This is a genomic window from Salegentibacter maritimus (assembly GCF_016236915.1).
Classification (GTDB): Bacteria; Bacteroidota; Bacteroidia; order Flavobacteriales; family Flavobacteriaceae; genus Salegentibacter; species Salegentibacter maritimus.
This window is the reverse complement of sequence record NZ_JAEHOK010000001.1, coordinates 136,013-149,879: the sequence shown is the minus strand read 5'-3', so window position 1 is coordinate 149,879 and position 13,867 is coordinate 136,013. Positions and strand designations below refer to the sequence as shown.

Below are 13,867 nucleotides of genomic sequence, written 5' to 3'. Positions count from 1 at the left end.
CATATAACACAAAAGTCTAAAAAATTATGGAACCTATCCACATTCTTTTAGTTGAAGATAATGAAGGGGATGTACTCTTAACCTCTGAAGCATTGGAGGAGGGAAAAATTCTGAATAAATTAAGTGTGGTTAGAGATGGAAAAGAGGCTAAAGACTTTTTGAACAAAGGAGGGAAATACGTGAAAGCTATTGCGCCCGATTTAATTTTGTTAGATGTAAATCTGCCAAAAATGAATGGACATGAACTTTTAAAATATATAAAGCAGCATAAAGATTTCCGTAAAATTCCGGTGATTATGCTTACCACTTCTTCATCAAAAGAAGATATAGATAACTCATACCGAAATTATGCAAATTGCTATATAACAAAACCCTTAGAAGTAGATGATTTTATAAAAGCCGTCGCAAAAATTGAAGAGTTTTGGGTTAATTTGGTAAAACTTCCTTCAAAATAGTTATCACTTAAATTATAGTTAACATTAATTTTAAATCTTTGTTAATTAAAATAGCCCGGGTTTGTTTTAACTTTTTGGGCTATGCCTTATATTAGCAGCACAACTCCATGAATTACTTATGAGCCAGGAAACAAAGTATACTGAAGATAATATACGGTCTTTAGACTGGAAAGAACATATTAGAATGCGTCCCGGAATGTACATTGGTAAGCTGGGGGACGGTTCCAGTGCAGACGATGGAATTTATATTCTCTTGAAGGAGGTGCTGGATAATAGTATAGATGAATTTGTAATGGGATCTGGAAAAACCATAGAGATCTCAGTTCAAAATCAGCGTGTTATTGTTAGGGACTATGGTCGTGGTATCCCGCTAGGGAAGGTGGTTGATGTTGTTTCAAAAATGAATACGGGAGGTAAATATGATTCCCGTGCCTTTAAAAAATCTGTAGGTTTAAATGGTGTTGGTACAAAAGCCGTAAATGCACTTTCATCTTATTTTAGGGTAGAATCTTCCAGAAATGGTCAATCTCGGGCAGCCGAGTTTGAACAAGGAGAATTAAAAGATGAAGAACATCTTGATGAGACTTCTCGCCGTAGAGGAACTAAGGTAACTTTTGTGCCAGATGAGACTATTTTTAAAAACTTTAAATTCCGAAATGAATATATAGAAAAGATGCTTAAGAATTATGTGTACCTGAACCCCGGGCTAAGCATAATTTTTAATGGTGAAAAGTTTTATTCAGAAAACGGACTTAAAGACCTCTTAAAGGACAGTATCCATGAAGATGAACGCTTATATGAAATTGTTCATTTACGAGGCGATGATATCGAAGTTGCCATTACACACAGTAAGGCTCAATATAGCGAAGAATACCATTCTTTTGTAAATGGACAAAATACCTCTCAGGGAGGGACACATTTGGCAGCTTTTAGGGAGGCTATTGTGAGAACTGTACGTGAATTCTTTGGTAAAAATTACGATGCAAGCGATATTAGAAAATCTATAGTTGCGGCGATAAGCATTAAAGTAATGGAGCCTGTTTTTGAAAGTCAGACTAAAACAAAATTAGGTTCTACAGATATGGGCGGAGATATGCCCACTGTACGTACCTATATTAACGATTTTATAAAAACACAGCTCGACAACTACCTACATAAAAATCAGGAGACTGCAGATAGGCTTCAGCGAAAAATTTTACAGGCCGAAAGAGAGCGTAAAGACCTTTCGGGAATTAGAAAATTAGCAAAAGACAGAGCGAAAAAAGCCAGCTTACACAATAAAAAATTACGTGACTGCCGCATTCATCTTGGAGATAGTAAAAAAGAACGCTATTTAGAAACTACCTTGTTTATTACCGAGGGAGATTCGGCCAGTGGTTCTATTACCAAATCCCGCGATGTAAATACTCAGGCTGTTTTCAGTTTAAAAGGGAAACCTTTAAATAGCTATGGACTAAGTAAAAAAATTGTTTATGAGAATGAAGAGTTTAATTTACTACAGGCCGCACTAAATATTGAAGAATCCCTGGAAGATCTTAGGTATAACAATATAGTGATAGCTACTGATGCCGATGTAGATGGTATGCATATTAGATTATTGCTTATTACTTTTTTCCTTCAATTTTTTCCTGAGTTAATTAAAGAAAACCATCTATATATTTTGCAAACACCGCTATTTAGGGTGCGAAATAAAAAAGAAACTATTTATTGCTATAGTGAAACCGAAAGGAGAAATGCGGTAGATAAGTTAAGCGGAAAAGTGGAAATAACCCGATTTAAAGGTTTGGGTGAAATTTCTCCCGATGAATTCCAGCATTTTATTGGAGAAGATATTCGTTTAGACCCTGTGATGTTAGATAAAGAAAAGTCTATAGACGAAATGCTTAATTTCTATATGGGAAAAAACACACCCGACAGGCAGGAGTTTATTATAGACAACCTTAAAGTTGAACTTGATCTTATTGAAGAGTTAGGCCTATGAGGTTAACCAATAGAAACGAAGTAAAAATAATTCCCTCTATTTACATTGTTTTGGTGGCGGTGTTCGTGACCAATATTTTTGTAAATATAGAGCTAATGGGTACCGACGAGCCGGTTAAGTTTAGTCATTATGTACCCAATATTGTAGTACTCATACTTGGTTTCTATGTGCATAAGGTAGGTCAGAGTTTTGAATTTGACAGTGATGGGGAGACGCTTAACCTAAAGAATAATGGGGTTTTCTTTTCAAAATTTATGGAATATCGAGTAAAGAAAGCAGAATTTCCAAAAAGAAAATTAGGGAAATTTAGGTTTAGCGATTACTTTTTTTATTCCGCAGTTACAATATATATAAGTTCGCGTAGAAGACGCGGTTACAAGAAATATACTTTTAACACTACTTTTCTTACTAAAAAGAAGAAGCGAGGCATGGTAGCTTCAATGCAGAAAATAGTGGAAAATCAAAAAACTACAGCTTAATGGAAGACAACCAGGGAGAAGCTAAAGACGAACATTTAGAGCAACCAAAAGAAGAACTTATAAAAGTTACCGGGATGTATAAAGACTGGTTTCTTGATTATGCTTCTTATGTGATTCTGGAACGTGCAGTGCCCGCAATGGAAGACGGTTTTAAACCAGTGCAACGCCGTATCATGCACTCCATGAAAGATTTGGACGATGGGCGTTATAACAAAGTGGCCAATATTGTTGGGCATACCATGCAATACCACCCACACGGTGATGCCAGTATTGGTGATGCCATGGTGCAAATGGGCCAGAAGGATATTCTTATAGATACGCAGGGGAACTGGGGTAATATTTTAACCGGAGACCGATCTGCAGCACCTCGATATATCGAGGCTAGATTATCTAAATTTGCCCTGGAAGTGCTATTTAACCCGAAGCTAACCGAGTGGCAACTTTCTTATGACGGTAGAAAGAAAGAGCCGGTTAATTTACCGGTAAAGTTTCCTATGTTACTGGCACAGGGAGCCGAAGGAATTGCAGTTGGTTTAAGCACGCGTATACTTCCGCATAATTTTAATGAACTTATAGATGCTTCTATAAAGCATTTAAAGGGTAAAAAATTTACTTTATTCCCAGATTTTCCAACCGGTGGTATTGCCGATATCTCTAATTATAATGATGGAAAACGCGGTGGCCGGGTTAGAATTAGGGCTAAAATTAGCCAGTATGATAAAAATACCCTGGCTATTACTGAAATTCCCTTTGGAACCACTACCACAAGTCTTATAGATTCTATTTTAAAGGCAAACGATAAAGGTAAAATTAAGATCAAGAAGATTGAAGATAATACTGCTGCAGAAGTAGAGATCCTTATCCATTTACCAAACAATATCTCTCCAGATAAAACTATAGATGCTCTTTACGCATTTACGTATTGTGAAAACTCGGTTGCGCCACTTGGTTGTGTAATTATAGATAACAAACCAATTTTCCTTGGCGTTTCAGAAATATTGAGAAGCTCTACAGATCATACCCTTCACCTGTTAAAAAAGGAGTTAGAGATCACTCTCGAAGAACTGGAAGAGCAATGGCACTTTTCATCTTTAGAACGAATATTTATCGAAAAACGTATCTATAGGGAAATTGAAGAAGAGGAAACCTGGGATGGAGTTATTAACGCGATAGACGAAGGATTAAAACCACATATAAAACATTTAAAACGTGCCGTAACCAGGGAAGATATTACTAAGCTTACCGAGATTAGAATTAAACGAATTTCAAAATTCGATTTAGATAAGGCACAGCAAAAAATAGAGGCACTGGAAAATGAGATTGCCAGGGTGAAACATCATTTGGATAATCTAGTAGATTATGCCGTAGCCTATTTTACCAAACTTAAAAAAGATTACGGACAGGAAAAAGACAGAAAAACCGAGCTTCGTATTTTTGATGATATTGAAGCCACTAAGGTGGTGATTAGAAACTCTAAACTTTATGTAAACCGTAAAGAAGGTTTTATTGGTACTGCGCTTAAAAAAGACGAATATGTAACCGACTGTAGTGATATAGATGATATTATTTGTTTTACTGCCGATGGTAAGATGATGGTCACTAAGGTGGATACCAAAACTTTTATAGGAAAAGATATTATTCATGTCGCCATTTTTAAGAAAAAAGATAAGCGTACCATTTATAATATGATTTACCGTGATGGTAAAGGTGGTGCATCTTACATTAAACGTTTTGCGGTAACTTCAGTAACCAGAGATAGGGAATATGATTTAACTCAGGGAAAAAAGGACTCAAAAGTTCATTATTTTACAGCAAACCCTAACGGTGAGGCCGAAGTAGTTACGATCTTTTTAAGACAGGTGGGCAGCATAAAAAAGTTGAAATTTGATGTAGACTTTGCCGATATGCTTATTAAAGGCAGAAACGTAAAAGGAAACATTGTTACCAAATATGCAGTAAAACGTATAGAACTTAAAGAAGAAGGGGTGTCTACCCTAAAACCCAGAAAAATTTGGTTTGATGAAACGGTAAAAAGGTTAAACGTAGATGAACGGGGTGAGCTTTTGGGAGAATTTAGAGGAGAAGATAGAATTTTAATCATTACCCAGGATGGTACTGCAAAAACTATAACTCCTGAACTTACCACTCGTTTTGATGAAGAAATGGTAGTTTTAGAAAAATGGATGCCTAAAAAACCTATTTCGGCAATTTACTGGGAACCGGAAAAAGAACGTTTTTATGTAAAACGTTTTTTAATTGAAAATCCGGAGAAGGAAGAGAAGTTTATTAGTGATCATGAAAACTCTTATTTGGAATTGGTTTCTACTGATTTTTATCCCCAGGCAGAGATTGTATTTGCCAAACAACGAGGCAAAGATCAGCGTCCTAACGAAGAAATTAACATTGAAGAGTTTATTTCAATAAAAGGGATTAAGGCTCTTGGAAACCAGTTAACTACGGAAAAAGTAAAACAGATAAATCCATTAGATCCTTTACCTTATGAAGAGGAAGAAGAAACCCCGGCGGAAGAGATTGAGGTAATTGATGATGAAGCCGTTTCAGACGAAAAAATAAAAATTAACAATATTAGAAAAAAGGAAAACAAAGGGGAGTCTTCTGAAAGCCAGGGGACCTTATTTGACGAATAATGGGTATAATAAAAGAATTTAAAGAGTTTGCCATAAAAGGAAATATGGTAGATATGGCAGTAGGTATCATAATAGGTACTGCCTTTAATTCTGTTGTAAATACCCTGGTAAAAGAGGTGGTGATGCCGCCTCTAAGTCTTTTAACCAATGGAATAGATTTCGCCGATAAAAAATGGGTGCTGCGACCTGGCACTCCAGAAGCAGAAGGTGTATCGGCTATAGAGGAAGTTGCAATAGGTTATGGAGCTTTAATTGAAGCTTTTCTGGACTTTCTTATTATTGGTTTTACAATATTCCTTGTAATTAAATTTATGAATAGGTTTAGGGCCAAAGCCGAAAATCCTAAAGATAAACGAGAAGTCACCCCAAAAGATATTGAGCTTTTAGCGAAGATGAACCAGTTAATGGAAGAGCAAAATCAATTGCTTAAAAAGAATTTTTCGAAAAAAGAGTAGTCCACTCCATAGTTAGGGTTCATCCCGATAGTTATCGGGACCTCGGGGATTGCTCTCAAAATCCAAAAAAGTAATTCCACTGAATGCCTCTTTGGGAAAATGAGTTAATTTATTTAACTCGTTCTACAGAGCCTCGTTGCTTTTTATCCTTACCAACAATACCATACTCAAAGATATAGCCATCTTTATTAGTGGTTAGTATCTTTATATGAATAGGTTTTTCCTCGGCCATACTCTCAGGGTTGAGGTTCTTAAGTATATACTCGCAATCGTTTATCCATCTTACCGATGAGGTGTCAGATTTGCCCTGAAATTTATCGATTTCAATAGAATCGTTTCTAATAAAAGTGGAAGTAACTAAATCACCATTTAAATAGGTTTTAAATTCAAAAGTACCGGTTCTGTAATCGGCACAATTTCTTTCCGGTTCAAAACAGCCTGTGAAAACAAAAATAAAACTTAATAGAGGTAAGAGCTTTTTCATTATTGCAATTTCTTTGTAATGCAAAATAAGCTTATTTTACTTGAATTATCAATTTTCAAAGGCTTCAAAGCTCCCATCTTCATAAAAAATAACAATTTTTCGAATAGGTTTATTTTTGCCTTGCTGCGCTAAAGTGAATGGAGCTTCGTTTTTCTCCTGAATTTTTTGTTCGGGTAAAGTTGCGTTTGCATTTACTTGCTCTTTTGCTTCAGTTGAAGCTAAATATTCATTATTGGGAGGGAAGCTTCCTTTTCCATTTAAAAGCCAATATAATTCTACCTCTGGAAAGGATTTAATAACCTTCATTACAAAGTCTAAACTCGGTTTATTTCTGCCAGATAAAATATGCGAAATAGAGGAGCGACCAACTTCTATTTTGTCGGCAAAACCGGCAGCAGATAGCTCGTAATATTCGAGTATTTTATGCAGCCTCCTGGAGAAGTCTTCTGTGTTTACCATTGTAAATTACATTAGGTTTAGTTATGGTTTACAAATGTAATCAAACTGATTTTAGCAACCAAATTACAAATGCAACCAGTAGATTAGTATTAAATCTTTGTTTTAAATAATAATGTGTAAAACACTAAAAAACAATATTATAAATGTTAATATAATCTATCTTGGATTTATTCCATAGCTCTGGTTTGTAGGCCTGAACTGGTGTTTACACTTGTAACTTACAAAAGTAATTTCAGCTGTTTACAATTGTGAATTTTGGTTTGTTTACTTTTGTAAACATGGAAAAATCAAGATTTATTATAGACCTCTTTAATAATTATAATGCATTTAAAAACAAGGAGCTCTTTGGTAGGCATATATGTTTATCTGATATAGAAATTTTACTGTATGATTTAGGGGAAGAATTTGCTTTAAAGGAAATTGGGGCATCGGTTTTGGGTAAGCCTATTTATAGTATTCAATTTGGTAGTGGACCCATAAAAATTATGGCCTGGTCACAAATGCACGGAAATGAAGCTACAACCACTAAGGCTGTTTTTGACCTCCTTAAATATATAGGTATGTGTAAAGACAAAGCTTTTGTGCGGGAAATTTTACATAATTGTAGTCTATGTATTCTCCCTATGTTAAATCCTGATGGTGCTGAAGCTTATACCCGCGTTAATGCAAATAAAATAGATCTTAATAGGGACGCTCAAAATTTGAGTGAGCCGGAAAGTAAAGTACTTAAACAGGTTTTTGAAAAATTCAAACCAGATTTTTGTCTTAATCTACACGATCAGCGAACTATATTTAGTGCTGGAAATAAACCCAACCCTGCTGTTTTATCCTTTTTAACGCCTTCAATGGATAAAGACAGGCAAATTTATTCATCTCGAGTTAAAAGTATGCAGCTAATCGCTAAAATAGCGGAAGATCTTTCTGAGTTACTGCCAAGTAGAATAGGAAGGTATGATGATGCTTTTAACATAAATTGTACGGGAGATACTTTTCAGAGTACTCAAACACCCACTATACTTTTTGAGGCCGGTCACTTTCCGAATGATTATGAGCGGGAAGAAACTCGAAAATATGTGTTTTTGGCACTAATTTCAGTTTTAAAATCAATAAGCGATGCTAGTTTTGAAAATATAGACTATTGTAAATACCAGGAAATACCGGAGAATGAAAAACTATTCAACGATATTATTTTGAGAGAAGCCAATACAGAAAATGGGATAGTGGACATTGCGATTCAGTACAAAGAGCAATTAACGGACGGGAAGTTGATTTTTGTGCCTGAAATTGAAAAAATTGCTTATAAAATAGAAAAATTTGCGCACAAAGAAGTTCATTGTGAAAAGAAAAAAGTTGCGATTAACAATAAATCTAAACTCACCGAAAACGTTATAGTTAATAAAATAGTCTTAAATGGGGTAGAATTGGCTCTTAAATGTGGATAATTCTCAAAAACTTTAGTAATAATTCAAGGATTTTGTATTAATTTTGAATTTCATATAAACAAAGAAGTTTAAAAAATGGCCAAGTTTAAATTAGACGAAACAGATCATCAGATTCTCGATATGTTAATTGAGAACACAAGGACCCCATTTACCGATATTGCTAAGAAGCTTTTAATATCGGCCGGAACCGTACACGTAAGGGTGAAAAAAATGGAAGAAGCAGGAATTATAAAGGGTTCTTCTCTTACCCTTGATTATAAAAAACTGGGTTATGCCTTTATAGCCTACGTTGGCGTATTCCTAAAGAATACTTCACAAACTAAGTTTGTGCTAGAACGTATTAATGAAATTCCTTTTGTTACCGTAGCCCACGTCACTACAGGCAAATTTAACGTATTCTGTAAAATTAGAGCTCGTAACACCCAACATGCTAAGGAAGTTATTTTCCAATTAGATGATATTGAGGGTGTTTACAGAACAGAAACAATGATTTCTTTAGAGGAAAGCTTAAACGATAAAAAACGTTTAATGCATTCTATTTTTCAGGATATGTAAGTAGCCCTAAACTTAATATAAAACCCTTTAGGCTACTTGTTTAAAGGGTTTTTTTTTAACATTATTAGAAATAACCTTAATCAACTAAAATTTATTATGCACAGAGAACCAAGACTAGAGCGTTTCAATGAGAGCGTACTTTCAAAATATCAGGTTTATAACAGTATATTTTTAACGCTGCCCTTTGACGATATTAGTAAAACAGGATCCCTGCTGCCTCTTTTTCAGGAATTATGTGAAGCAGGCTTTAAGGAGAACAAAAATCCTTCAGAGATTATTGAAAGTTTTTTCAGTAAATACCAGGACAATCCTTCCGAAAAAGATCAAATAAGCCTTCTGTTTAGATTTATTCAGTATATAGAAAGACAGGTAGTGCTTTTTGATGCTATTGAAGATGCTTCTTTTCCTATAGTAAATAATATGGATGGTCGCGGAACCCTTAGAAATGTAAAAGAGGAAGCCGAAGACAAAGGTAAAACACCAGAGTTACGAGAATACCTTAAACGTTTTAATGTAAGACCAACCCTAACTGCACACCCTACGCAGTTTTATCCGGGAGCTGTATTAGGTATTATTACCGATTTAGATAAAGCAATTCAAAAAAATGATCTTAGCCTTATCAAGAAATTGTTGGCACAGTTAGGAAAGACTCCTTTCTTTAAAAAAGAAAAACCAACTCCTTATGATGAAGCCGTTAGCCTTATTTGGTATTTTGAAAATGTATTCTACCAAAGTGTAAGTAAGATCTATAATTATATCCAGCAAAATATTTTTGAAGGAGAAGACCTGGGTAATCAAGTGATTAATTTGGGCTTCTGGCCGGGGGGAGACCGCGATGGAAACCCTTTTGTGACTACTGAAATAACCTTAAAAGTAGCCCAAAGATTACGAAGCACTATTTTATTAAATTATTACCGTGATTTAAGAAAGCTTAAAAGAAGGGTTACTTTTAATGAAGTAGATATAATTATTGCTGAAATGGAGACTTCGCTCTACCAAAGTGCAATCTCTAGATCTGGCAAGATCAAAATGTCACTGGAAGACTTTAAGACCAGGTTATATAAAATAAAAGATATTGTAGAAACCAGGCACCAGGGCTTATTTGTAGAAGAAATTAACGACCTTATCAATAAAGTAAATATTTTTGGTTATCATTTTGCCACGCTAGACATTCGCCAGGATTCAGGCAAGCACGCCGAAGTTTTGGAAGAAGTAATTAAAACTCACCCTGAAATCTTCCCTGAAAACTATGCTTCGCTTTCTAACGAAGAGCAAATTGATATACTGACTAAGGTTGAAGGAAATATTGATCCTGAAAAGTATGAAGATGGAATTACTAAGTCTACGCTTTCATCTATTTACGCGATGCAGGAGATTCAGCAGAAAAATGGAGAAAACGGAGCCAATAGGTATATAATTAGCCATAGTGAAGTACCACAAAGTATTTTAGAACCATTTGCGTTTTTAAGGCTTTGCGGATGGGATAAACCAACAGTAGATATTATTCCGTTGTTCGAGACTGTACCCGATTTAAAAGCTTCTCCAAACGTGATGGAAACCCTTTACCAAAACCCTGTTTACAGACAGCATTTGGAAAGAAGGGGGAACAAACAAACCATTATGCTTGGCTTTAGTGATGGTACTAAAGATGGCGGATATTTAATGGCAAACTGGAGTATTTATAAAGCTAAAGAAATGCTTACAGAAGTTTCCAGAAAATATGATATTAAAGTAGTATTCTTTGATGGTAGAGGTGGACCACCGGCACGTGGTGGTGGAAAAACTCACCAATTCTACGCTTCTTTAGGTTCTGGAATTGAAAATGAAGAAATTCAATTAACCGTACAGGGGCAAACCATTAGCTCTAACTTTGGAACCAGGGAATCCTGTAGGTATAATTTGGAACAATTGCTAAGTTCTGGTGTTTCTAATGAAATTTTTAGTGAAGATAAAAACCAGTTGACCGATGAAGACCGGGAAACCATGACAAATCTGGCTGAAATAAGTTATAAAACATATACCGATTTTAAACAGCACGAAAAGTTTATTCCTTACCTGGAGAAGATGAGTACGCTAAAATATTATGCTAAAACCAATATTGGTAGCCGTCCATCCAAAAGGAATAAATCGGCAAAGCTTAATTTAGACGATCTTAGGGCTATACCATTTGTGGGAAGCTGGAGCCAGTTAAAACAAAATGTCCCTGGGTTCTTTGGAGTGGGAACTGCTTTAGAGCAGTATGAAAAAGCAGGAGAATTTGATAAAGTGAAAGCACTTTATGAAAATTCGGTTTTCTTTAAAACTTTACTGGAAAACTCTATGATGAGTCTTACTAAATCTTTCTTTGCGCTAACGGCCTATATGGAGAAAGATAAAGAGTTTGGAGATTTTTGGAAGATTATTTATACCGAATACAAACGTACTCACGCAATGTTGTTGAAAATAACCGGTTATGAGGAACTTATGGAGAACCAACCGGCCGGAAAAGCTTCTATTGAAGCAAGAGAGCGTATTGTACTACCATTGTTAACTATACAACAACATGCACTTAGAAAAGTTCAGGAATTACAGGAACAAGGGAAAAGTGCAGAAGAAATGCTGGAAGTTTATGAAAAAATGGTAACACGTTCCCTTTACGGAAACATAAATGCCAGTAGAAATTCTGCTTAATATGATAGCAAATAATTTAAATTCCAATGAGTACGATGCGTACTATAATAGGTATTTAAAGAAAATCCCCGGCCATGTAGCGCTGGGGATTTTACTTTTGGAAAACAAGCAAGAGTTTCTTAGCTTTTTAGAGAAATTGAAGCCTAAAGACTTAACTTATAGTTATGCAAAAGGAAAATGGAGCGTGGCCGAAGTAATTCAGCATTTAATAGATGTTGAAAGAATTTTTCAATATAGATCGCTTACAATGGCAAGAGATCCCGATGTAGAGTTACCCGGTTTTGATCATAATGCTTATGTAACAGCAAGCTCAGTAAAAAACAGGGATATACAATCTTTTAAAAATGAATTTATTGCGGTAAGAGATGCGGGGATTGGCCTTTATGAAAGCTTTTCGGAAGAAATGCTTACAAGTAAGGGTTTTGTAGGCGGAAGTGCTACTAGCTGCCGTGCATTAGGCTTTATTGTGGCAGGCCATACCAAACATCATATTGAGCTTTTTAAGGATAATTATCAAATTATATGAAGTTTTTTAAAACCTCATGGTCGCTTTTTAAACAGGCTTATATAAGCTGGATGCGTAACGAACCCTACGCGCGCAGTGCTACTATAGCTTATTATGCTTTGTTTTCATTACCTTCTTTATTAATTATTGTAGTGACCACAGCAGGTTATTTCTTTGGGCAGGAGGCTGTTCAGGGAAGGCTAACTTCAGAAATCAGCAATTTTATAGGAAAAGAGTCGGCAGAGGCTATAGAAAATATGATTGCCAACGCTGCACTTTCCAGTGATTCTACCTGGGCCATTATTTTTGGCGTGGGAATGCTGCTCTTTGGTGCTACCGGAGTATTTTTTCAGCTTAAAATAGCCATGAATAATATTTGGAACGTAGCAGCCAAAAAAACAGATTTTCTGGGGATCTTGTTAGATCGGTTGATTTCTTTTGGAATGGTAATGGTTATCGGGCTTTTACTCTTGCTATCTCTTGTGATTTCAGCTTTAATTAGGGTTCTCAAAGACGAAATTGAACGATACGCGCCAAACATAACCGAGTTTATGGTTGAGTTGGCTAATTTTAGCATCTCATTCCTGGTCATTACTACTTTATTCGCAGCTATTTTTAAATTACTTCCTGATATAAAATTACGATGGAAAATTACTTATTTAGGTGCGGCTGTGACTACTATCTTATTTTTATTGGGCGAAGCACTTATAAGTTTTTATTTTGGGCAAAGTGAACCGGCTTCGGTCTATGGTGGAGCTTCTTCGGTAGTTCTTATTTTATTATGGGTTTACTATACCTGTCTTATTTTATTTTTTGGAGCAGAATTTACCGTACAATATGCTATCCTGAAAAAAGAAAGGGTAGTACCCAATAAATTCGGGGAGCCGGCAATTTATCAGGAATTGGAAAAATTAAGTGATAAACGTACCCATTTAGAAGAAGAAAAAGATATTATAGCCACGCTTAAAAACAAACTTGATTGGAAGGAACAATCTAAAAAGAATGAGAATTCTAAACGCAAAACATAGTTCATTTTACAAATTTTAAGAGAATTAATAAAGTTTAACTTTAGAGCGCCCTCTTTTTATAATCACCTTAATATACTGTCTTTTAAGCTTATTTTACCTTCGTGCTAAACCAAAAAAAGATAGAATTATGGAAAAGAGAATTGCAATTTTAGCCACTAACGGATTTGAAAAAAGTGAATTATTTTCTCCAAAAGAGGCTTTAGAAAACGAAGGTTTTAAAGTAGATGTTATAAGTCTTGAAAAGGGTAAGATTAAAGGCTGGGAAGGCACAAACTGGTCTGGTGAAATAGAAGTAGACCGCATTGTAAAAGAAGCGAGTGCTAAAGAATACAATGCCTTGGTGCTTCCAGGTGGAGTGATAAACCCAGATCAATTAAGAAGAAACGAAGATGCCCTTGTTTTTGTTAGAGACTTTTTTAAGCAAAGTAAGCCAGTAGGTGCTATTTGCCACGCAGCATGGACCTTAATTAATGCAGAGGTTGTGGAAGGCCGTACAATGACTTCTTTTAATTCAATTAAGAAGGACCTGGAAAACGCAGGAGCACTTTGGGTAGATAAAGAAGTAGTTGTAGATGAAGCTTTTGTAACCTCAAGAAATCCAGACGATCTTCCGGCATTTAATGCGAAGATGATTGAAGAGATTAAAGAAGGAAAACACGAGCTGCAACACGCATAATCTAGATTTTAGATAAAAATTAAAATCCTG

At 35.4% G+C, this 13,867-nt stretch carries 13 protein-coding genes; 11 read left to right on the top strand and 2 right to left on the bottom strand.

What is annotated here, in order from left to right; translation table 11 throughout:
- The first annotated feature begins 26 nt into the window (after positions 1–26).
- The 5 genes from I6U49_RS00670 to mscL all read left to right on the top strand — a co-directional run bounded on the left by I6U49_RS00670 (position 27) and on the right by mscL (position 6,018).
- Positions 27–455 carry a response regulator gene (locus tag I6U49_RS00670; RefSeq protein WP_198627191.1) on the top strand — a complete coding sequence of 143 codons (429 nt, stop codon included), beginning with the start codon at positions 27–29 and terminating at the stop codon, positions 453–455.
- A gap of 118 nt (positions 456–573) precedes the next feature.
- Positions 574–2,436 carry a DNA topoisomerase IV subunit B gene (locus tag I6U49_RS00665; RefSeq protein WP_193709586.1) on the top strand — a complete coding sequence of 621 codons (1,863 nt, stop codon included), beginning with the start codon at positions 574–576 and terminating at the stop codon, positions 2,434–2,436.
- A complete protein-coding gene (locus tag I6U49_RS00660; protein WP_198627190.1) occupies positions 2,433–2,915 on the top strand; it encodes a hypothetical protein in 483 nt (160 codons plus the stop codon). Before I6U49_RS00665 ends, I6U49_RS00660 begins: the two co-directional genes overlap by 4 nt.
- Positions 2,915–5,563, top strand: a complete 2,649-nt coding sequence (locus I6U49_RS00655) for a DNA gyrase/topoisomerase IV subunit A (protein ID WP_198627189.1) — start codon at positions 2,915–2,917, stop codon at positions 5,561–5,563. The genes I6U49_RS00660 and I6U49_RS00655 overlap by 1 nt, the downstream gene beginning before the upstream one ends.
- Positions 5,563–6,018: a large-conductance mechanosensitive channel protein MscL gene (gene mscL, locus I6U49_RS00650; RefSeq protein ID WP_193709583.1), complete on the top strand. Its 456-nt coding sequence runs from the start codon at positions 5,563–5,565 to the stop codon at positions 6,016–6,018. The genes I6U49_RS00655 and mscL overlap by 1 nt, the downstream gene beginning before the upstream one ends.
- A gap of 109 nt (positions 6,019–6,127) precedes the next feature.
- On the opposite strand, the gene I6U49_RS00645 is transcribed toward mscL, so the two are convergent.
- Together I6U49_RS00645 and I6U49_RS00640 are read right to left on the bottom strand one after the other, a co-directional pair.
- On the bottom strand, positions 6,128–6,502 hold the full coding sequence (locus I6U49_RS00645) for a DNA topoisomerase IV (protein ID WP_198627188.1): 375 nt from the start codon (positions 6,500–6,502) through the stop codon (positions 6,128–6,130).
- Between the two features lie 48 nt (positions 6,503–6,550).
- Positions 6,551–6,961: a helix-turn-helix domain-containing protein gene (locus I6U49_RS00640; protein WP_198627187.1), complete on the bottom strand. Its 411-nt coding sequence runs from the start codon at positions 6,959–6,961 to the stop codon at positions 6,551–6,553.
- Positions 6,962–7,239: 278 nt separating this feature from the next.
- On the opposite strand from I6U49_RS00640, the gene I6U49_RS00635 reads away from it, so the two are divergent.
- The 6 genes from I6U49_RS00635 (at position 7,240) to I6U49_RS00610 (ending at position 13,837) form a co-directional block, all read left to right on the top strand.
- A complete protein-coding gene (locus tag I6U49_RS00635; protein WP_198627186.1) occupies positions 7,240–8,403 on the top strand; it encodes a M14 family zinc carboxypeptidase in 1,164 nt (387 codons plus the stop codon).
- A gap of 75 nt (positions 8,404–8,478) precedes the next feature.
- Complete coding sequence (locus tag I6U49_RS00630; protein ID WP_037314044.1) at positions 8,479–8,958, top strand: Lrp/AsnC family transcriptional regulator; 480 nt, start codon at positions 8,479–8,481, stop codon at positions 8,956–8,958.
- Between the two features lie 96 nt (positions 8,959–9,054).
- Positions 9,055–11,628, top strand: a complete 2,574-nt coding sequence (locus tag I6U49_RS00625; protein WP_198627185.1) for a phosphoenolpyruvate carboxylase — start codon at positions 9,055–9,057, stop codon at positions 11,626–11,628.
- On the top strand, positions 11,606–12,154 hold the full coding sequence (locus I6U49_RS00620; RefSeq protein ID WP_232804601.1) for a DinB family protein: 549 nt from the start codon (positions 11,606–11,608) through the stop codon (positions 12,152–12,154). The genes I6U49_RS00625 and I6U49_RS00620 overlap by 23 nt, the downstream gene beginning before the upstream one ends.
- A complete protein-coding gene (locus tag I6U49_RS00615; RefSeq protein ID WP_198627184.1) occupies positions 12,151–13,161 on the top strand; it encodes a YihY/virulence factor BrkB family protein in 1,011 nt (336 codons plus the stop codon). Before I6U49_RS00620 ends, I6U49_RS00615 begins: the two co-directional genes overlap by 4 nt.
- Before the next feature lie 127 nt (positions 13,162–13,288).
- Entirely contained in the window at positions 13,289–13,837 is a 549-nt protein-coding gene (locus tag I6U49_RS00610) for a type 1 glutamine amidotransferase domain-containing protein (RefSeq protein ID WP_198627183.1), read from the top strand.
- Positions 13,838–13,867: the final 30 nt, after the last annotated feature.

Bases quoted from the DNA above. Each gene is read 5' to 3' on its own strand.
- I6U49_RS00665 (WP_193709586.1), top strand. From the start codon at position 574: ATGAGCCAGGAAACAAAGTATACTGAAGATAATATACGGTCTTTAGAC.
- I6U49_RS00645 (WP_198627188.1), bottom strand. From the start codon at position 6,502: ATGAAAAAGCTCTTACCTCTATTAAGTTTTATTTTTGTTTTCACAGGC.
- I6U49_RS00640 (WP_198627187.1), bottom strand. From the start codon at position 6,961: ATGGTAAACACAGAAGACTTCTCCAGGAGGCTGCATAAAATACTCGAA.
- I6U49_RS00620 (WP_232804601.1), top strand. From the start codon at position 11,606: ATGCCAGTAGAAATTCTGCTTAATATGATAGCAAATAATTTAAATTCC.
- I6U49_RS00630 (WP_037314044.1), top strand. From the start codon at position 8,479: ATGGCCAAGTTTAAATTAGACGAAACAGATCATCAGATTCTCGATATG.
- I6U49_RS00635 (WP_198627186.1), top strand. From the start codon at position 7,240: ATGGAAAAATCAAGATTTATTATAGACCTCTTTAATAATTATAATGCA.
- I6U49_RS00670 (WP_198627191.1), top strand. From the start codon at position 27: ATGGAACCTATCCACATTCTTTTAGTTGAAGATAATGAAGGGGATGTA.
- mscL (WP_193709583.1), top strand. From the start codon at position 5,563: ATGGGTATAATAAAAGAATTTAAAGAGTTTGCCATAAAAGGAAATATG.
- I6U49_RS00615 (WP_198627184.1), top strand. From the start codon at position 12,151: ATGAAGTTTTTTAAAACCTCATGGTCGCTTTTTAAACAGGCTTATATA.
- I6U49_RS00655 (WP_198627189.1), top strand. From the start codon at position 2,915: ATGGAAGACAACCAGGGAGAAGCTAAAGACGAACATTTAGAGCAACCA.
- I6U49_RS00660 (WP_198627190.1), top strand. From the start codon at position 2,433: ATGAGGTTAACCAATAGAAACGAAGTAAAAATAATTCCCTCTATTTAC.
- I6U49_RS00625 (WP_198627185.1), top strand. From the start codon at position 9,055: ATGCACAGAGAACCAAGACTAGAGCGTTTCAATGAGAGCGTACTTTCA.
- I6U49_RS00610 (WP_198627183.1), top strand. From the start codon at position 13,289: ATGGAAAAGAGAATTGCAATTTTAGCCACTAACGGATTTGAAAAAAGT.